Source organism: Nocardiopsis sp. NPDC006198, from assembly GCF_040613895.1.
GTDB lineage: Bacteria > Actinomycetota > Actinomycetes > Streptosporangiales > Streptosporangiaceae > Nocardiopsis > Nocardiopsis tropica.
In genome coordinates this window covers 21,598-35,960 of the sequence record NZ_JBEXSY010000026.1, presented here as the reverse complement: position 1 = coordinate 35,960, position 14,363 = coordinate 21,598, and the positions used below count along the sequence as shown (strand labels likewise).

Below are 14,363 nucleotides of genomic sequence, written 5' to 3'. Positions count from 1 at the left end.
GCGCCCGCGGAGCGGCCCGGAGCCGCCTGAACACAGGACCGCCCGTACGACGAGGGGCCCGTGCACCGAGCGCACGGGCCCCTCCCACCGGTTCCGCTACCCGCGGCGGCGGACCGCCCAGGCCACCACGCCCACGGCGATCACCGCGCCCACGCCGACCGCGAGGATCAGCGCCTCCGGGGGCAGCCGGCGGCGCGACTGGTAGGTGGTCACGACCTCGTCATCGCCCTTGATGACGATGCTGCCCTCCTCGGGGGCCACGAGGTGGCTCTCCACACGCACAGCGCCTCCGCCGACCACGAGGGCGCGTGCCTCGTCGACGATCCGTGCGCCGCGTTCGCGGGCCCTCCCGATCTGTCTACGGGCGATGTTGGCAGGCCGGGCCTGCTCACTCAGCTCGTCCAGGGTCTCCGCCAGCCGCCGCTGTTCGCGGGTGATCTCGGCCTGGATCTCAGCCGGGGTCTGGCGCGGTTCGGTGTCGCGTCCCGTCATGGGGCTCCGCCTCTCTCCACTGGCGCAGGGTCGTCTGAGAGCCCGAGTCCGAGTCCGAGCCGGAGTCCCGGCTCTCCTCCGCGCCGTCGGACGGACCGGAGAATCTCAGCGCGCCGTCGATTCCGTCGACCACGCGGAAGAAGTCCCGCGTGGACAACCACAGTTTATAGATGATGGCTATCTCGAAGGCGAGAAGCAAAACGCCCGCGGCGGCGGTGATCCAGCCGATCAGCGACGTGGCGCCGAGGACCGCGACGGCCAGGGGAGCCACCACGAACACCGCCAGCTGGAACTCGATACCGCCCACCAGGTGCGTCCTGATGCGCCTGGCGTTGAGCGCCGACCAGAAGCGCTGGTACCAGGGGAAGCGGGAGCGGAACTCCTGGTGGAGGTCCACCTTGGGCAGCGTCAGGTCCGGCTGCTTGCCCGCCGTGCGGTGGTTGCGCGCCTCCCGCTCGTTCTGGCTGTGCAGTATCTGCTCCAGCACGCCGATGCCGTGGCGGAGCACCGCCTGCTCTCCGCCGTCGCTCATCGTGCGTCCGCCGCCGCCGGTGGCCGAGGCCGTGTCGTCGTCCTCGGGCTCCAGCATCGACAGGGTCGCACGGGCCCTCTCCAGTGCGGCCGCCAGGTGCGAGCGCATCTCCCTGCGCACCTTGTAGACCTGCAGGGCGTTGAGGTACCGGAGCATGTCCAGGAAGACGACGGCCAGGGCCAGCCACACGAACCACACCGGGTTGGAGTCGGGGGCGACCTCCTCGGACACGACGTACTGCCCGCCCATGAGGGCGACCGCGCACACCAGCACCCGGAACCGGTCGGACACGTAGTCCATCCACGACCCGAACAGGGACTCCGAACCGGTGAGCCGCGCCAGCTTGCCGTCCACGCAGTCCACGAGGAAGCACAGGATGTACAGGACCGCGCCCAGGGCCAGGAACTGCCGGTAGCCCAGGGCGAAGCAGACCGCCGCGCCGAGCCCCAGGAAGAGCGCGACCACCGTGAGCTGGTTGGGCGTGATCGAGGTCCGGTTGGCGACCAGGCGGACGAGCCGGACCGCGACCGGGTCCACGAGGGAGACCGTCAGCCAGGAGTCGCGCTCCTTGAGCGTGCGCTCCCTGACCTCGTCGAGTGTGAATCCAGGCATCGTCGCCAATACTCCCCAACACGAAGCGGATGTGTTCCGGCCCGGAGGCCGTGCCGACCACCACCGGAGGGGCGTGGCGCCCGGGTGCGCGAAGGGCGTCACCAGCGGGTCGACCGAAAGCACGAGTGCGGTCAACAATAGGTGATCGAACCGCTGGTCACCCCCAAAGCGGATGAACCGAACCGGAATCGCAACCGAAGCCGGTAAACCCAGCCTGACACAGGTGAAGAAGCGCCGATCCCCGGGGCACCCCGCGCGCTCGCTACGGTAGGAGCAGTGAGCGGGCGGGGCCCCACCGCCCCGCCGACGAGCAGATGGGAACACCACGTGAGCGACCCGATCCGCCTGGCGCCCGGCGACCAGGCCCCCGACTTCACCCTCGACGACGCCGACGGCAAGCCCGTCACCCTCAGCGAGGTGCTGGCCTCCACCGGGCAGCGCGTCGTCCTGTACTTCTACCCGGCGGCGATGACCCCCGGGTGCACCACCCAGGCCTGCGACTTCCGCGACAACCTCCGCGAGTTCGGCTCGGCGGGCCTCACCGTCCTGGGCGTCTCCCCCGACACGACCGACAAGCTGGCCGCGTTCCGGGAGAAGGAGGGCCTGACGTTCACCCTCCTCGGCGACCCCGGCAAGGAGACCCTGCGCGCCTACGGCGCCTTCGGCGAGAAGAAGAACTACGGCCGCACGGTCCAGGGCGTCATCCGCTCCACCGTCGTCGTCGGCGCCGACGGCAAGGTGGAGAAGGCCTTCTACAACGTGAAGGCCACCGGGCACGTCGACCGCCTCAAGAAGGAACTCGGCGTCTGACCCGCCGGCCTCCGGCGGCCCGGCCGGGCCCGGCCCTGCGGGGCCTGGCGGCCGGGTCCGCCCGCGTCCCCGGTACAGTTGTCCCGACGGGGCCGTAGTCCAACCGGCAGGAGACGACAGCTTTAGGTGCTGTACAGTGCGGGTTCGAATCCCGCCGGCCCTACGAGGTGGCATGCGCTGGTCGGTGGGCTCCGCCCACCCTCCGCACGACCCGCAACACCCCGGGGGACACCCCCCACCCCGAACCGCAGGTGGCATGCGCTGGTCGGTGGGCTCCGCCCACCCTCCGCACGACCCGCAACACCCCGGGGGACACCCCCACCCCGAACTGCAGGCGGCACGCGCCGATCGACGGTCCCGGCCCGCCTCCTGCGCACCGCGGTCCCGCACGGCGGGCCCCGGCGCCGAACCCCGCCACGGGCACAGGACCGGTGAGGACAGGGGCGTCGGGCCGCGACGGCCGCTCCCGCGGCCGGCCCGCTAGCGGCCGAGCAGGGCCCAGAGCACGACGGCCAGCAGGAGCACCACGCCGAGGGCGACGCCGGCGAACACCGGCAGCATGCTCTTCTCCGCGTGCCGGCCCGAACTCGTCAGCCCCAGCGTGTCCGTGGACTCGCGGATCGACGTCATGATCGAGTTCATCGCCTCGGGGCTGTTGCGCAGCCGCTCGTTGATGGACTCCGCCAGGACGTGGGCGCCCGCCTTGAAGTGCTCGCGGGCCGACTCCCGGTCCTGTTCGTCCCCGCCGCCCTCGCCGGGACGCGGCTCGGCCGGACGGGCCCCGGAGGCGGCCGTCTCCACGCTGGTCTCGGGCGCCCACGGGGCCAGGGCCGCGATCCGCAGCATCTTGGTGGCGTTCTCCGCGGTCAGCCGCTCGCCGGGCTCGACGCGGAGCAGGCCGGCGAGCACCGGCGCGAGCGGGCCCGCGTTCGCGGCCTCCGCGGGCTCGTCCAGCTGCTCCTGGCGCAGGATCTTGATGTAGCCCTTGCGGTCGTAGGGAGGGTGGCCCTCCACCGCCGCGTACAGGGTGGCGCCCAGGGACCACAGGTCCGACTCCGGCCCGACCGGTCCGGCCTTGGCCCTCTCCGGCGGGATGTAGGCGGGAGAGCCGATGATGCGGCCCGACGCGCTCAGCGCCGACTCGCCGTTCCAGGCGGCCAGCCCGAAGTCGGTCAGCACCACGCGCCCGGCCTGGCTGATCATCACGTTCTCGGGCTTGACGTCGCGGTGGACGATCCCCTCGGTGTGCGCGACCTTGAGGGCGTCGATCAGCTGGAGCCCGATCTCCGCCACCCGCTGGTAGGGCAGCGGGCCGCCCACCTGGATCAGCTCCTCCAGGGTGGAGGCCTCGACCAGCTCCATGACGATCCACGGCCGGTCGTCCTCGTCCACGACGTCCAGGACGGTGACCAGGCTCGGATGGGTGAGGCGCCCGGCGACCCGGGCCTCACGCGTGGTGCGCTGGAGGAGGGACTCGCGCTCGGAGCGGCTCAGGTCGGCCGGGAGTCTGAGCTCCTTGACGGCGACCTCGCGGTCGATGACCAGGTCGACGGCGCGCCACACCGTGCCGACACCGCCCCTGGCGATCTCCGACACCAGCTGGTAGCGCCCTTTGAGCAGGCGCCCCTCAGGACCGGAGTCGCCCATACCGGCTACCTCCGGACCTTCGGAAGAGCGCGACGCCCGGGGCCGCTGTGTGTGAGGGTTGTCTAGGGAGGACACGGTTATCCACGGGTCCATTCACCGGCCATGGTGGCCTCCTGCGGAGCATTGCGGTCGCTGTCACCATGTAGGTGCACGGATCACTCGTTATACCAGCAGGACGCCGAGTCCACGCTGGTAGTTGCCATAACACTGGCACATAGGTTCGCTTTCGTTATGTCCGACGAAAACCTGCGCATGCCATGACCTGCCTCTCCTTTACCCGTCCTTGCCCCGGCCATGGGGCGGGCGTGCGGGCGCGACACGCCCGCACGCCCCGGATCAGGACCAGAGGGACTCCGGGTCGCGGACCTCGACGGGGCCGATCCCGGTGTCGGTGAGCGGCTGCCGGAGGCGGTCCGCGTCGCCGACCACCACGACGACGGCCTCCTCCGGGTGCAGGTACTCGGTGGCGGCCGAGTCCAGGCTCTCCTTGGTCAGCCTCTCGTAGCCGGCCCGGTTGCGGTCCACGTGGTCGTCCGGCAGGTCGTGGACGACCATGTCGACCAGGGCCCCCGCGAGGGAGCGCGCCGTCGAGTAGCTGACGGGCAGGCCCACCGTGTTGGACTCGCGCACCGCGGTGAGCTCCTCCTCCGTGACGCCCGACTCGCGGAGCTCGGCGACCTGCTCCAGCGACGAGGTGACGGAGTGGGCGGTGGTGTCCGCCTCCACCTGGGTGGACATGAAGAACACGCCGCTGTCGCGTCGCAGGTCGAACCGGGACCCGGCGCCGTAGGTGTAGCCGAGGCGTTCGCGCAGCTCCATGTTGAGCCTGGACGTGAACATGCCGCCCAGCACCTCGCTGATGCCCTCGGCCCTGGGCAGGTCGACCTGCGAGCGGGACGGGGCGCGGTGCGCGATGACCAGGGCCGACTGGACGGAGCCGGGGCGGTCGACGATCAGGATGCGGGGCAGCTCACCGGGCGGCGGCGCCGGGACGGAGGACTCGCGCTCCGGGACGGAGGCGGCGTCGCCGAAGACCGTCTTGCCCAGCTCCTCCAGGTCGATCCCGTCGAGGTCGCCGACGACCACCAGGGTCCCGGCGACGGAGGCGATGGACTCGGCGTGGAAGGACGCCACGGTCTCCGGGGTGATGTCGGCCAGCCGGACCGGGCCTCCCCCGAGCGGGGTGGCGTAGCGGCCGGTGAACAGCTGGCCGCCGAGGCTGCGCATGGCCAGGGTCCCGGCCGTGGCGGCCTCCAGCCAGAACCGCTCCAGCAGGTGCTCGCGGCGGCGGACGACGTCGTCCGGGTTCAGGGCGGGGCGCCGGACCGCGTCCGCGAACAGGCGGACGGCCTCGTTGACGCGGTTGGCGGGGGCGTCCAGGCCGGTGATGAATCCGTCCCAGTTGACGCGGGACATCCACTCGGCGCCGTGGCGCTCCAGGGCGGGGGCCAGGGAGCTGTTGCCGTCGGGGCCGTCCTCCAGCACCTCGCTCGTGAGCACGTTGACGCCCATGGCGTCCAGCGGCTCCACGGCGCCCCCGTGGGGGTGCACGAGGCGGAGGGAGACCAGTCGCTGGCCGGGCACGTCGATGGCGACGACGGTGCCGCCCCCGACAGTGACCCGTTGGGGCTTCGGGAAGGAGTAGGACGCTACGGCACCGAGTGGCGGGCGGGTCTGCGGCATGCTCTGCGGCTCTTTCTGCGGCTTGCGGTGACAGGGCCAGGGGTGGCGGCGCGCCCTAGGAGGCGCCGGCGGCGTTCGCCTCGGCGTCCGCCTGGAGGGTCTCGGCCTCCGAGGACTCCTCGGGGTCGAAGCGGACGACGAGCAGGTTGTCGTCGACCAGCAGGCGCTCGGCGGCGGCCCGCACCTCCTCCGCGGTGATGTCGTCCCAGCGCCGGGGCCAGGTGTAGGCGAGCTCCGGGTCGTCGAACAGCTGCGTGCAGCTGCTGATGCTGTCGGCCAGCCCGGCGGGGCTGGAGATGGACTGGAGGTGGTCGCGCTCCATGACGGCGCGGGCGCGCTCCAGCTCCTCCTCGGTCACGCCGGAGGCCAGCTTCGCGATCTCCTCGCGCACGGCCTCCTCCAGCACGTCGCCGTCGACGCCCTCGCGGGCGAGCATGTTCACCAGCAGGAGGCTGTCGGTGTAGCGGAAGGGCAGGATGTCGGCCGCGGCGCCGCCGTCGTCGGCGGCGATGGGGCGGTCCACCACCAGTGAGCGGTAGAGGCGGCTGCCCTGCCCCTGGCCGAGCACGGCCGAGGCCAGGTGCACGGCGTCGAACTCCCGCTCGCCGTACGGGGGGACGCGGTACCCGATGAACACCCCGGCGGCGGGCACCGTCTCGGTGACGGCGTCGCGCACCGGACCGCCCAGGGGCGCTCCGAGGGAGGCGTCGGGCGCCTCGGGGACGAAGTCCCTGGCGGGGATCGACCCGAAGTACTTCTCGACGCGGGCCAGGACGTCCTCGGGGTCGAGGTCGCTGACCACGGTGAGCACGCAGTTGTCCGGCCCGTAGTGGGCCTTGTGGAACGACTTGACGTAGTCGAGGTCGGCGGCGTCCAGGTCGGCCATGGAGCCGATGGTCGGGTGGTGGTACGGGTGGCCCTCGGGGTACGCCAGGCGCAGGATGCGCTCCAGGGCGGTGCCGTAGGGCTGGTTGTCGTAGCGCTGGCGGCGCTCGTTCTTGACGACGTCGCGCTGGTTGTCCAGGACCTCCTGGGTCATGCCGTCGCGCAGCGTCTCCAGGCGGTCCGCCTCCAGCCACAGCACCCGGTCCAGGGCGTGCTCGGGGACCGTCTCGTAGTAGTTCGTGCGGTCGCTCGACGTGGAGGCGTTGATGTCGCCGCCGAGCCGCTCGATCTCCTCGAAGTGCTCGCCCTTGGACACGTTGCCGCTGCCCTGGAACATGAGGTGCTCGAAGAGGTGCGCGAAACCGGTGCGCCCGGGGACCTCGTGCCGGGAACCCACGCCGTACCACAGGTTGACCGCGGTGACCTGGCCGGTGGAGGCCGCCGCCGTCACCAGGCGCAATCCGTTGTCGAGCGTGTACTGACCAACCCGTCCCGCCGCTCCGATGGTGGTCACCAGTGCTGCACCCCGCTTCGCGCTGTCGCCTGAACTGCCGTCGTCCGCGCGGCCGTGCGCCGCCCCGGACGTCCTCTGCCGTGACGAGTACGACCCTATGGCCTAACGGGACCCGGGGGACACTGGAACGGCGCAACCGGTGGCCGAATCCGGGACGGACGCGCCAGGTGTCAGCTCCGGTACTCGGTCGTGTCCATGGAGGCGGCCATCTGGTCGTAGACGGCGGAGTGCTGGGAGTCGGCGGACCAGACGTACAGGAGGACGTCGCTCGTGGGCAGGAACCACATGCGCACCTCGAAGGTGTCGTCGTTGGCGCAGGTGACGTCCCAGACGGAGTGGTGCGACTTGAGGGTGTCGGCGTGTTCGGTGAAGTCGGAGACCCGCAGCTCGGCGTCCTTGATCCCGATGTCGCCGGAGGCCGCGGTGTTGAGGCTGCGGCAGCGGTCGGTGTTGTCCGCCCAGCCGTCCGCCTTGCTGTGGGCCCCGCCCCTGGAGGGCCACTCCTGCGGGTGGTTCTCCGCCGCGTGGGCGGTCAGCTGCACCGACCCGTAGGCGCAGGCGGCCTGGCCGGGAGGGCTCGCGCACAGCGTGCCGCCCTGGTTCTGGACGTCCCAGCCGTCGGGGACGTCGATGGTGATGCCCTCGACCGTCTGGGGGGTGAAGCCCTCCGGGCCGGGCGGTTCGACCGCCGGGACCATGCCGCTCTCGCCGCGCTCCAGCTCGATCGCGGTGCCGCCCTCCTCCGCGCCGCCCGAGCAGGCGCCCAGTAGCAGCAGTGCGGAGGCCGCTACGGCCGTTCCCGCCCCGGCGCGCACGCCTCGCGCCCGATGCCGTCGCCCGTGGATGCCCGCCATGCGTCGTCCCTCTCCCGCGTCCCGTGGTCAGAACCCAGTCGACCATAGCGCCCCCGGCACACGGTGCGAACCCGAGGATCCCGGCACGTTCGCGACAACCGAGGCGCCGCCGGGACGGGCGAGGGAGTCGCTGGACAGCGGCCACTACGCTGGGGCCATGGTGGACCTCGCGAAGATCACAGAACCCTTGTCCCTCACCCGGTTCGGGCCGCGCCCCCGGGGGCCGCTGGTACTGGAGCTGGACCTGACGGAAGGGGTGGCCGACGAGGCCCCCGGGGACCCGATCAGCCAGATCGTGAACCGGCGCCGGCAGCACTACCTGGACATCGTCGAGGGCATCCGCCGCGGTGCGCGCGACCCGGGGGTGGCCGCGCTCCTGGTCCGCGTGGACGCCAGGTCGCTGGGGTTCGCGAAGGTCCAGGAGCTGCGCGACTGCGTCGCCGACTTCCGCGCCGCGGGCAAGACCGCCGTGGCCTGGGCCGACTCCTTCGGGGAGACGGGCGAGGGCAACCTCCCGTACTACCTCTCCTGCGCGTTCTCCCGCGTGGTCATGGCCCCCACGGGGGTGCTCGGGCTGACCGGCCTGATGATGCGCGTGACGTTCCTCAAGGGCGCCCTGGACAAACTGGGCGTGTCCTACGAGGTCGGCAGGCGCCACGAGTACAAGAACGCGCTCAACAGCGTCACCGAGACCGGTTTCACGGAGGCCCAGAGGGAGGCGTCCGGCCGCATCGTCTCGTCGCTGGGCGACCAGCTGGTGGAGGCGGTGTCCGAGGCGCGCGGCCTGCCCGAGGAGAAGGTGCGCGAGCTGGTCTCGCGCGGTCCGTTCATGCCCAAGGAGGCCCTGGACGCCGGCCTGGTCGACGGCCTGGCCTACCGGGACGAGGTGTACGCCGACCTCCTCGGCGAGGTCCGGTCGCAGGCGGACGGGGCCGGGGACGGCTCCGCCCCGGAGCCCTCGCTCCAGTTCGTCACCCGCTACCACCGCAAGCACACCCCGGCGCCCCGCCCCCGCGCGGCGGGCGGACCGGGGTACATCGCGCTGATCTCCGCGACCGGGGCCATCAGCCTGGGACGGACCCGGCGGTCCCCGCTGGGCGGCGGCACCGTCATGGGTTCGGACACCGTGACGGCGGCGTTCCGGGCCGCCCGCAAGGACCCGCAGGTCAAGGCGGTCGTGTTCCGGGTGGACAGCCAGGGAGGGTCACCGACCGCCTCCGACGCGATCCGCCGCGAGTCCGAGCTGACCAGCCGGGCCGGCATCCCGGTGGTGTCGGCGATGGGCGACATCGCCGGTTCGGGCGGCTACTACGTGACGCTGGGCTCCGACGCGGTCGTCGCGCAGCCCGGCACCCTCACCGGGTCCATCGGCGTGATCACCGGCAAGCCGGTCCTGGGCGGGCTGCTGGAGCGGTTCGGCGTGACCAGCGACTCCGTGAGCACCGGGGAGCACGCGGGCATGTTCGACACCCGCAAGCCGTTCACCGAGTCCGAGTGGGAGCGGGTGAACGCGCTCCTCGACGAGATCTACGAGGACTTCACCGGCAAGGTCGCCGAGGCGCGCAAGATGACCCGCGAGCAGGTCCACGAGGTCGCCCGGGGACGGGTGTGGACCGGTCGCGACGCCAAGGAGCGGGGCCTGGTGGACGAGCTGGGCGGCCTGGAGACGGCCGTGCGCCTGGCCCGGGAGAAGGCGGGCGCCGGCCCCCTGCCCCTGCGCGCCTTCCCGCGCGCGCACCCGCTGGACCGGATCCGCCAGCACGAGTCCAGCGAGGACATGGCGGCCTCGCAGCCGCAGACGGTGCTCGGCGCGTGGGGCCCGCTCCAGCACGCGGCCGTGGCGATGGGGCTGCCCGCGGCCGGTCCGCTGACGATGCCCGACGTCTGGGACATCCGTTGACCGGTCCGTACCTGGACGCCATGGCGCTGCTGCCCGCCGGGGTCACCGTGGTGACCGTCGCCGACGGCCGGGACGACGTGGGCGCGACCGTCACCGCGTTCGGCTCGGTGTCGGCCGACCCGCCGATCGTGTGGGTGGGCGTGGGCGCCGAGGGCTACATGGCCGAGGTCATCGGGGCCGCCGGGGCGTTCGCCGTGAACGTGCTCGGCGCCGGACAGCGGGTGGTGGCGGGCCGCTTCTCGGCCGAGGGGCGCCCCAGCGCCAGACTCCTGGTGACGGACCAGCCCCACCACCGGGGCGGGCACACGCGCGCCATCGTGCTGGACGACGCGCTGGCCGCCCTGGAGTGCACGGTGCGGCAGCGCCTGGAGGTCGGCGACCACGTGGTGTACCTCGCCGACGTGGTCGGCCTGGCCGGTGTGCGGGGCGAGGGTCCGGCCCTGGTGCGCCGCTCCGGCCGCTACCACGCCCTGGACTGACCGCGGGGGCCGTGCCGGGACCGGAGCCCTCCGGTCCCGGCACGGCGCTCACTCACGGGCGATGAGCTCCCGGAAGTGGGCGTGCAGGTGCTCCGGCGAGGGTTCCAGCCCCGTGATCAGGCCGAACGCGTCACTGGCCTGGAAGACGGCCATGCCTCCGCCGCTCAGGGTCCGGCAGCCGCGCGCCTGCGCCGCGCGCAGCAGCTCGGTGCGGACGGGCCGGTAGACGACGTCGGCGACCCACAGGGACGGGCGCAGCAGGCCGGGGTCCAGGGGGATCCCGGGGTGGTGCGCCATGCCCGTGGGCGTCGCGTGCACCAGGCCGTCGGCCCCGGCCAGGGCGGCTCCGAGCCCGTCCGTCCCCGCGGGACGGCAGACCGCCCCGGGGAACCGCTCCGCCAGACGGGCGGCGAGGGCCTCGGCGCTCGTCCCGTCGACGTCGACCACGGCCAGCTCCCGCACACCGGACACCAGCAGGGCGTAGGCCACGGCCGCCCCCGCGCCGCCCGCCCCCAGCACCACGACCCGGTCCCCGGGCGCGTCCGGCAGCTCCTGCCGGAGCGACCGCGCGAACCCGGACCAGTCGGTGTTGTGCCCCACCGCTCCCCCGGCCCCGAACACGACGGTGTTGACGGCCCCCAGGGCCTCCGCCTCCGGGGAGAGCCCGTCGAGGGCCGGCAGCACGAGCCGCTTGCACGGGTGGGTGATGTTCAGCCCGTCGAAGCCGAGCCTGGACGCCGCCTCCACCAGGTAGCCGACCGACCCCGGCTCCATGCCGAGCCGGTCGATGTCGATCGTCCGGTAGACGAGGCGGCGTCCCAGCCTCGCGGCCTCCCTCTCGTGCATGGGGGGTGTGAGCGACGGGCCGATCCCCGCGCCGATGAGCCCCGCGAGGAAGGACCGCCCCGGGGCGCCGGACGCGCCGCTCACCGGGAGCGCTCCGCCCGCTGCGCGGCCATGCGCACGGTGCCGTTGGCGGCCCCGTACCCCTGGTAGCCGCCGACGCGCTGGACCACCTCGAAGAACAGCCGCCCGTCCACGGTCGGCGTGTAGAAGTGCAGGAACTCGCCCTCCTCCGACCGGTCGTGGAGGATGCCGCCCTCGCGCATGCGCTCCCTGGTGTCGGGGCGCAGGTCGGTCCGGCAGGCGAGGTCGTCGTAGTAGTTGTCCGGGATGGCCAGGGGCGCGACCCCCGCCTCGCGCAGGGAGCGCGCGACGGCGAAGACGTCGTCGCAGCCCAGCGCCACGTGCTGGGCGCCTCCGCCCGTGTCCGCGTGCTCGCCGCCCAGGACGGACACGTGCAGGGCGACGCGCAGGGCGGACGCCGGGTCGGTGAGGGCCCGGCTGCGCACGAGTCCGTCGGGGGCGGCCATCTCCACGCTCGTGTCCGGGCGCAGGCCGAGCAGCGAGCGGTAGAACAGGGACGCCTCGTCGAAGTGGTCGAAGGGCTGGAGGAGCCCGACGTGGTCGATGCCGGTCAGCCGTGCCCCGCCCCCCTCCCGGTAGCCGTCGACGGGCGGGGCCGAGAAGTCCTCCAGCCACGGCTCGCCGTCGCCCGGACCGTCCGCGCAGAAGAAGACCGCGGTCCCGTCGGGCGCGGCGACCGCGCTGAGCGCGGACTCCGCCGGGTCGCGTCGGCGCGGCAGGGAAGGCGCCAGGAGCCGCTCCGCGCGGCGCATCGCGTTGGCGGGGTCGGGGACGGAGACGCCCAGGGCGGTCACGGAGGCGGCGCCGCTCCAGGTGTGCCCGAGCCGGGGGTCGCTGGAGTTGAGCAGGACGCGCGCGTCGCCGTTGCTCCACAGCTGCACCGGTTTGGAGCGGTGGTCCCGGGTGTGGGCGAAGCCGAGCGCGCCGAGCAGCACGCGCACGCGCTCCGCCGACGACGGCTCGGCCGCCACCTCCACGAACGCGAACCCGGACGGGCGGACCGGTTCGGGCAGCCGGCGCAGCCGCACGGCCCCGCGCGCGCCCTCCCCCTCCGCCGCGGCGGGTTCCTCCCCCGCGGACCGGCTCAGCCCGTCCTCCAGCAGCGACAGGGACCGCAGGGCGTCCGCGGCCGTGCGCCGCGCGTCCGAGGCCCTGAACACGTCGTTGAAGACCTCCAGGGACAGCGGGCCCGTGTAGCCCGCGGCCAGGACGTGGCCGGTGAAGGCGGTGAGGTCGAACCCTCCCTGGCCGGGGAAGCAGCGGTAGTGGCGGCTCCACTGCAGCACATCCATGGCCATGCGCGGCGCGTCCGCGAGCTGGAGGAAGAAGATCTTCTCCCCCGGGATGTCGCGGATCCCGGACGGGTCGCCGTCACGGGAGAGGATGTGGAAGCTGTCCAGGCAGACGCCGAGGGACGGGTGGTCCGCCTCCCGGACGAGGCGCCAGGCGTGTTCGTGGTCGTCGACCCGGGTTCCCCAGGCCAGTGCCTCGTAGGCCACGCGCACCCCGTACTCCGACGCCGTCTCGGCGAGCAGGCGCAGCTGGGCCGCGGCCCGGGCGTCGTCGTCCAGGGCCGCCGCCGTGGCGTTGGAGCACACGAGCACCGTGTCCGCGCCGAGTTCGACCATGAGGGCGAACTTGTCCCGGGCACGGCGCAGGTTGCGCCGGAACCGGTCGTCGTCCACCCCCTCGATGTCGCGCATGGGCTGGTAGAGGTCGATGCCCAGGCCGAGCGAGGCGGCGAGCGCCCGTATCCGCCGGGGCCTGAGCGGCGACGCTATGAGGTCGTTCTCGAAGATCTCGACGCCGTCGAAACCGGCCTCGGCCGCCGCCCGGAGCTTCTCCTCCAGCGTGCCGCTCAACGACACCGTGGCGATGGAACGCCGCATGTCCGTCTCCCCCGTCCTTCCGTGTTCCGTCCGGTCCGCGGCCGTCTACGACCCGGAGTGCAAGGACTCGTACAGGGCCCGCTGCCCCTCGTCGAGGTGCTCCGCGAAGTAGTCCCTGGACCTGGTGCGGAACGCGTCCACGTCGACGTCGTCCACGACCTCCATGGCCCCGTCGGCGGCCCACCGGTCGAGGATCTCGGCCTCCGACTCCTCGATGCAGGCGCGGTTCTCCTCCCGGACCGTGCTGACCGCCTCCTGGAGCGCCTCCTGCTGGCGTTCGTCCATGAGTTCCCAGCTCTGGCCGGAGACCACGACGAGCTGCGATCCGATCTGGTGGCTCGTGAGGCTGATGTGGCTCTGGACCTCGTCGAAGCTGTCGGCGGAGATCGTGGGGATCGGGTTCTCCTGGCCGTCGGCGGTCCCCTGCTGGAGGGCGAGGTAGACCTCCTCGAAGGCGACGGTGGTGGGGGTGGCGCCCATCGCCTCTGCGTTGGCCAGGTAGATCGGGGAGTCGGGGAACCGCATGCGCAGGCCGCTGAGGTCGTCGGGGGTGCGGATGGGCCGGTTCGCGGTGAAGTGCCGGTCGCCGAAGTACCAGACGTCGAGGATCCTGACGCCGGTCGCGGCCTCGAAGTCCGCCTTCAGCTGCTCGGACTCCTCGGAGTCGAAGTAGCCGAACATCTGGTCGACGTCGTCGAACGCGTAGGCCGCGTCGAGCACCCCGATCGGCTCGTACGCCGAGCCGAGCGCGGCGGAGCCCTGGACGTCCATGTCGATGTCGCCCGACATCACCGAGGTGAAGGTCTCGGTGTTGTTGCCGAGCTGGCTGTTGGGGAAGGTCTCGACCGTCACTCCGACGCCGGCGTCCGCGACGCGCTCGGCGACCAGGTCGAGACCGCAACGGGTGTGGGGGTGGTCCGCGGTGTAGCTGTTGGCGAAGGAGAGGGTGATCTCGCCGTCGGCGGCCTCGTCGGCGCCGCAGCCCGCGAGGGCGAGGACGGCGACGGGGACCAGGGCGGTCCAGCGGTGGGGGGTGCGCATGCGGTGCTCCCTGGGGGGGTCGTGCCGCCGTACGGCGGCGGTGGTGGTGGCGGTGTGTCGGGGCCGGCCCCGCTCCCCGGAGCGCGGGGCCGCGCAGG

General features: G+C 72.9%; 12 protein-coding genes and 1 tRNA gene. 4 read left to right on the top strand and 9 right to left on the bottom strand.

Features of this window, described 5'->3' with window-relative positions; translation table 11 throughout:
- Positions 1-96 precede the first annotated feature (96 nt).
- Both ABZ234_RS19005 and ABZ234_RS19000 read right to left on the bottom strand, forming a co-directional pair.
- Positions 97-492 (bottom strand): DUF3618 domain-containing protein, encoded by a 396-nt coding sequence (locus ABZ234_RS19005; RefSeq protein WP_267946265.1) that lies wholly within the window; start codon positions 490-492, stop codon positions 97-99.
- Positions 452-1,636 (bottom strand): CDP-alcohol phosphatidyltransferase family protein, encoded by a 1,185-nt coding sequence (locus ABZ234_RS19000; protein ID WP_267946266.1) that lies wholly within the window; start codon positions 1,634-1,636, stop codon positions 452-454. Before ABZ234_RS19000 ends, ABZ234_RS19005 begins: the two co-directional genes overlap by 41 nt.
- A gap of 327 nt (positions 1,637-1,963) precedes the next feature.
- Between ABZ234_RS19000 and bcp the strand changes: the two genes are divergently transcribed.
- Both bcp and ABZ234_RS18990 read left to right on the top strand, forming a co-directional pair.
- Positions 1,964-2,446, top strand: coding sequence for a thioredoxin-dependent thiol peroxidase (gene bcp / locus ABZ234_RS18995; RefSeq protein WP_267946267.1), 483 nt, complete (start codon positions 1,964-1,966; stop codon positions 2,444-2,446).
- A gap of 88 nt (positions 2,447-2,534) precedes the next feature.
- A tRNA-Leu gene (locus tag ABZ234_RS18990) sits at positions 2,535-2,609 on the top strand.
- Between the two features lie 317 nt (positions 2,610-2,926).
- Here ABZ234_RS18990 and ABZ234_RS18985 read toward each other — a convergent pair.
- The 4 genes from ABZ234_RS18985 to ABZ234_RS18970 all read right to left on the bottom strand — a co-directional run bounded on the left by ABZ234_RS18985 (position 2,927) and on the right by ABZ234_RS18970 (position 8,029).
- Positions 2,927-4,093 (bottom strand): serine/threonine-protein kinase, encoded by a 1,167-nt coding sequence (locus ABZ234_RS18985; protein WP_344178195.1) that lies wholly within the window; start codon positions 4,091-4,093, stop codon positions 2,927-2,929.
- 336 nt (positions 4,094-4,429) lie between these two features.
- Positions 4,430-5,776, bottom strand: coding sequence for a pitrilysin family protein (locus ABZ234_RS18980; RefSeq protein WP_355012959.1), 1,347 nt, complete (start codon positions 5,774-5,776; stop codon positions 4,430-4,432).
- A gap of 55 nt (positions 5,777-5,831) precedes the next feature.
- Positions 5,832-7,175: a pitrilysin family protein gene (locus ABZ234_RS18975; RefSeq protein ID WP_267946270.1), complete on the bottom strand. Its 1,344-nt coding sequence runs from the start codon at positions 7,173-7,175 to the stop codon at positions 5,832-5,834.
- 170 nt (positions 7,176-7,345) lie between these two features.
- Positions 7,346-8,029, bottom strand: coding sequence for a hypothetical protein (locus tag ABZ234_RS18970; RefSeq protein WP_267946271.1), 684 nt, complete (start codon positions 8,027-8,029; stop codon positions 7,346-7,348).
- A 157-nt stretch (positions 8,030-8,186) separates the two neighbouring features.
- Here ABZ234_RS18970 and sppA point away from each other — a divergent pair, with 157 nt between their 5' ends.
- Both sppA and ABZ234_RS18960 read left to right on the top strand, forming a co-directional pair.
- Positions 8,187-9,929 carry a signal peptide peptidase SppA gene (gene sppA / locus ABZ234_RS18965; protein WP_352986493.1) on the top strand — a complete coding sequence of 581 codons (1,743 nt, stop codon included), beginning with the start codon at positions 8,187-8,189 and terminating at the stop codon, positions 9,927-9,929.
- A gap of 20 nt (positions 9,930-9,949) precedes the next feature.
- Positions 9,950-10,408, top strand: a complete 459-nt coding sequence (locus ABZ234_RS18960) for a flavin reductase family protein (protein WP_267950490.1) — start codon at positions 9,950-9,952, stop codon at positions 10,406-10,408.
- Positions 10,409-10,456: 48 nt separating this feature from the next.
- Here ABZ234_RS18960 and ABZ234_RS18955 read toward each other — a convergent pair whose 3' ends face one another.
- From ABZ234_RS18955 to ABZ234_RS18945, 3 genes are read right to left on the bottom strand one after another with little or no spacing between them, the layout of a single operon-like run.
- Complete coding sequence (locus ABZ234_RS18955) at positions 10,457-11,338, bottom strand: shikimate dehydrogenase (RefSeq protein ID WP_355012958.1); 882 nt, start codon at positions 11,336-11,338, stop codon at positions 10,457-10,459.
- The gene (locus ABZ234_RS18950) at positions 11,335-13,224 is read right to left on the bottom strand and encodes a TIM barrel protein (RefSeq protein ID WP_355012957.1); all 1,890 of its coding nucleotides are present in this window, start codon (positions 13,222-13,224) and stop codon (positions 11,335-11,337) included. Before ABZ234_RS18950 ends, ABZ234_RS18955 begins: the two co-directional genes overlap by 4 nt.
- Before the next feature lie 45 nt (positions 13,225-13,269).
- Complete coding sequence (locus tag ABZ234_RS18945; protein WP_355012956.1) at positions 13,270-14,265, bottom strand: DctP family TRAP transporter solute-binding subunit; 996 nt, start codon at positions 14,263-14,265, stop codon at positions 13,270-13,272.
- Positions 14,266-14,363 lie beyond the last annotated feature (98 nt).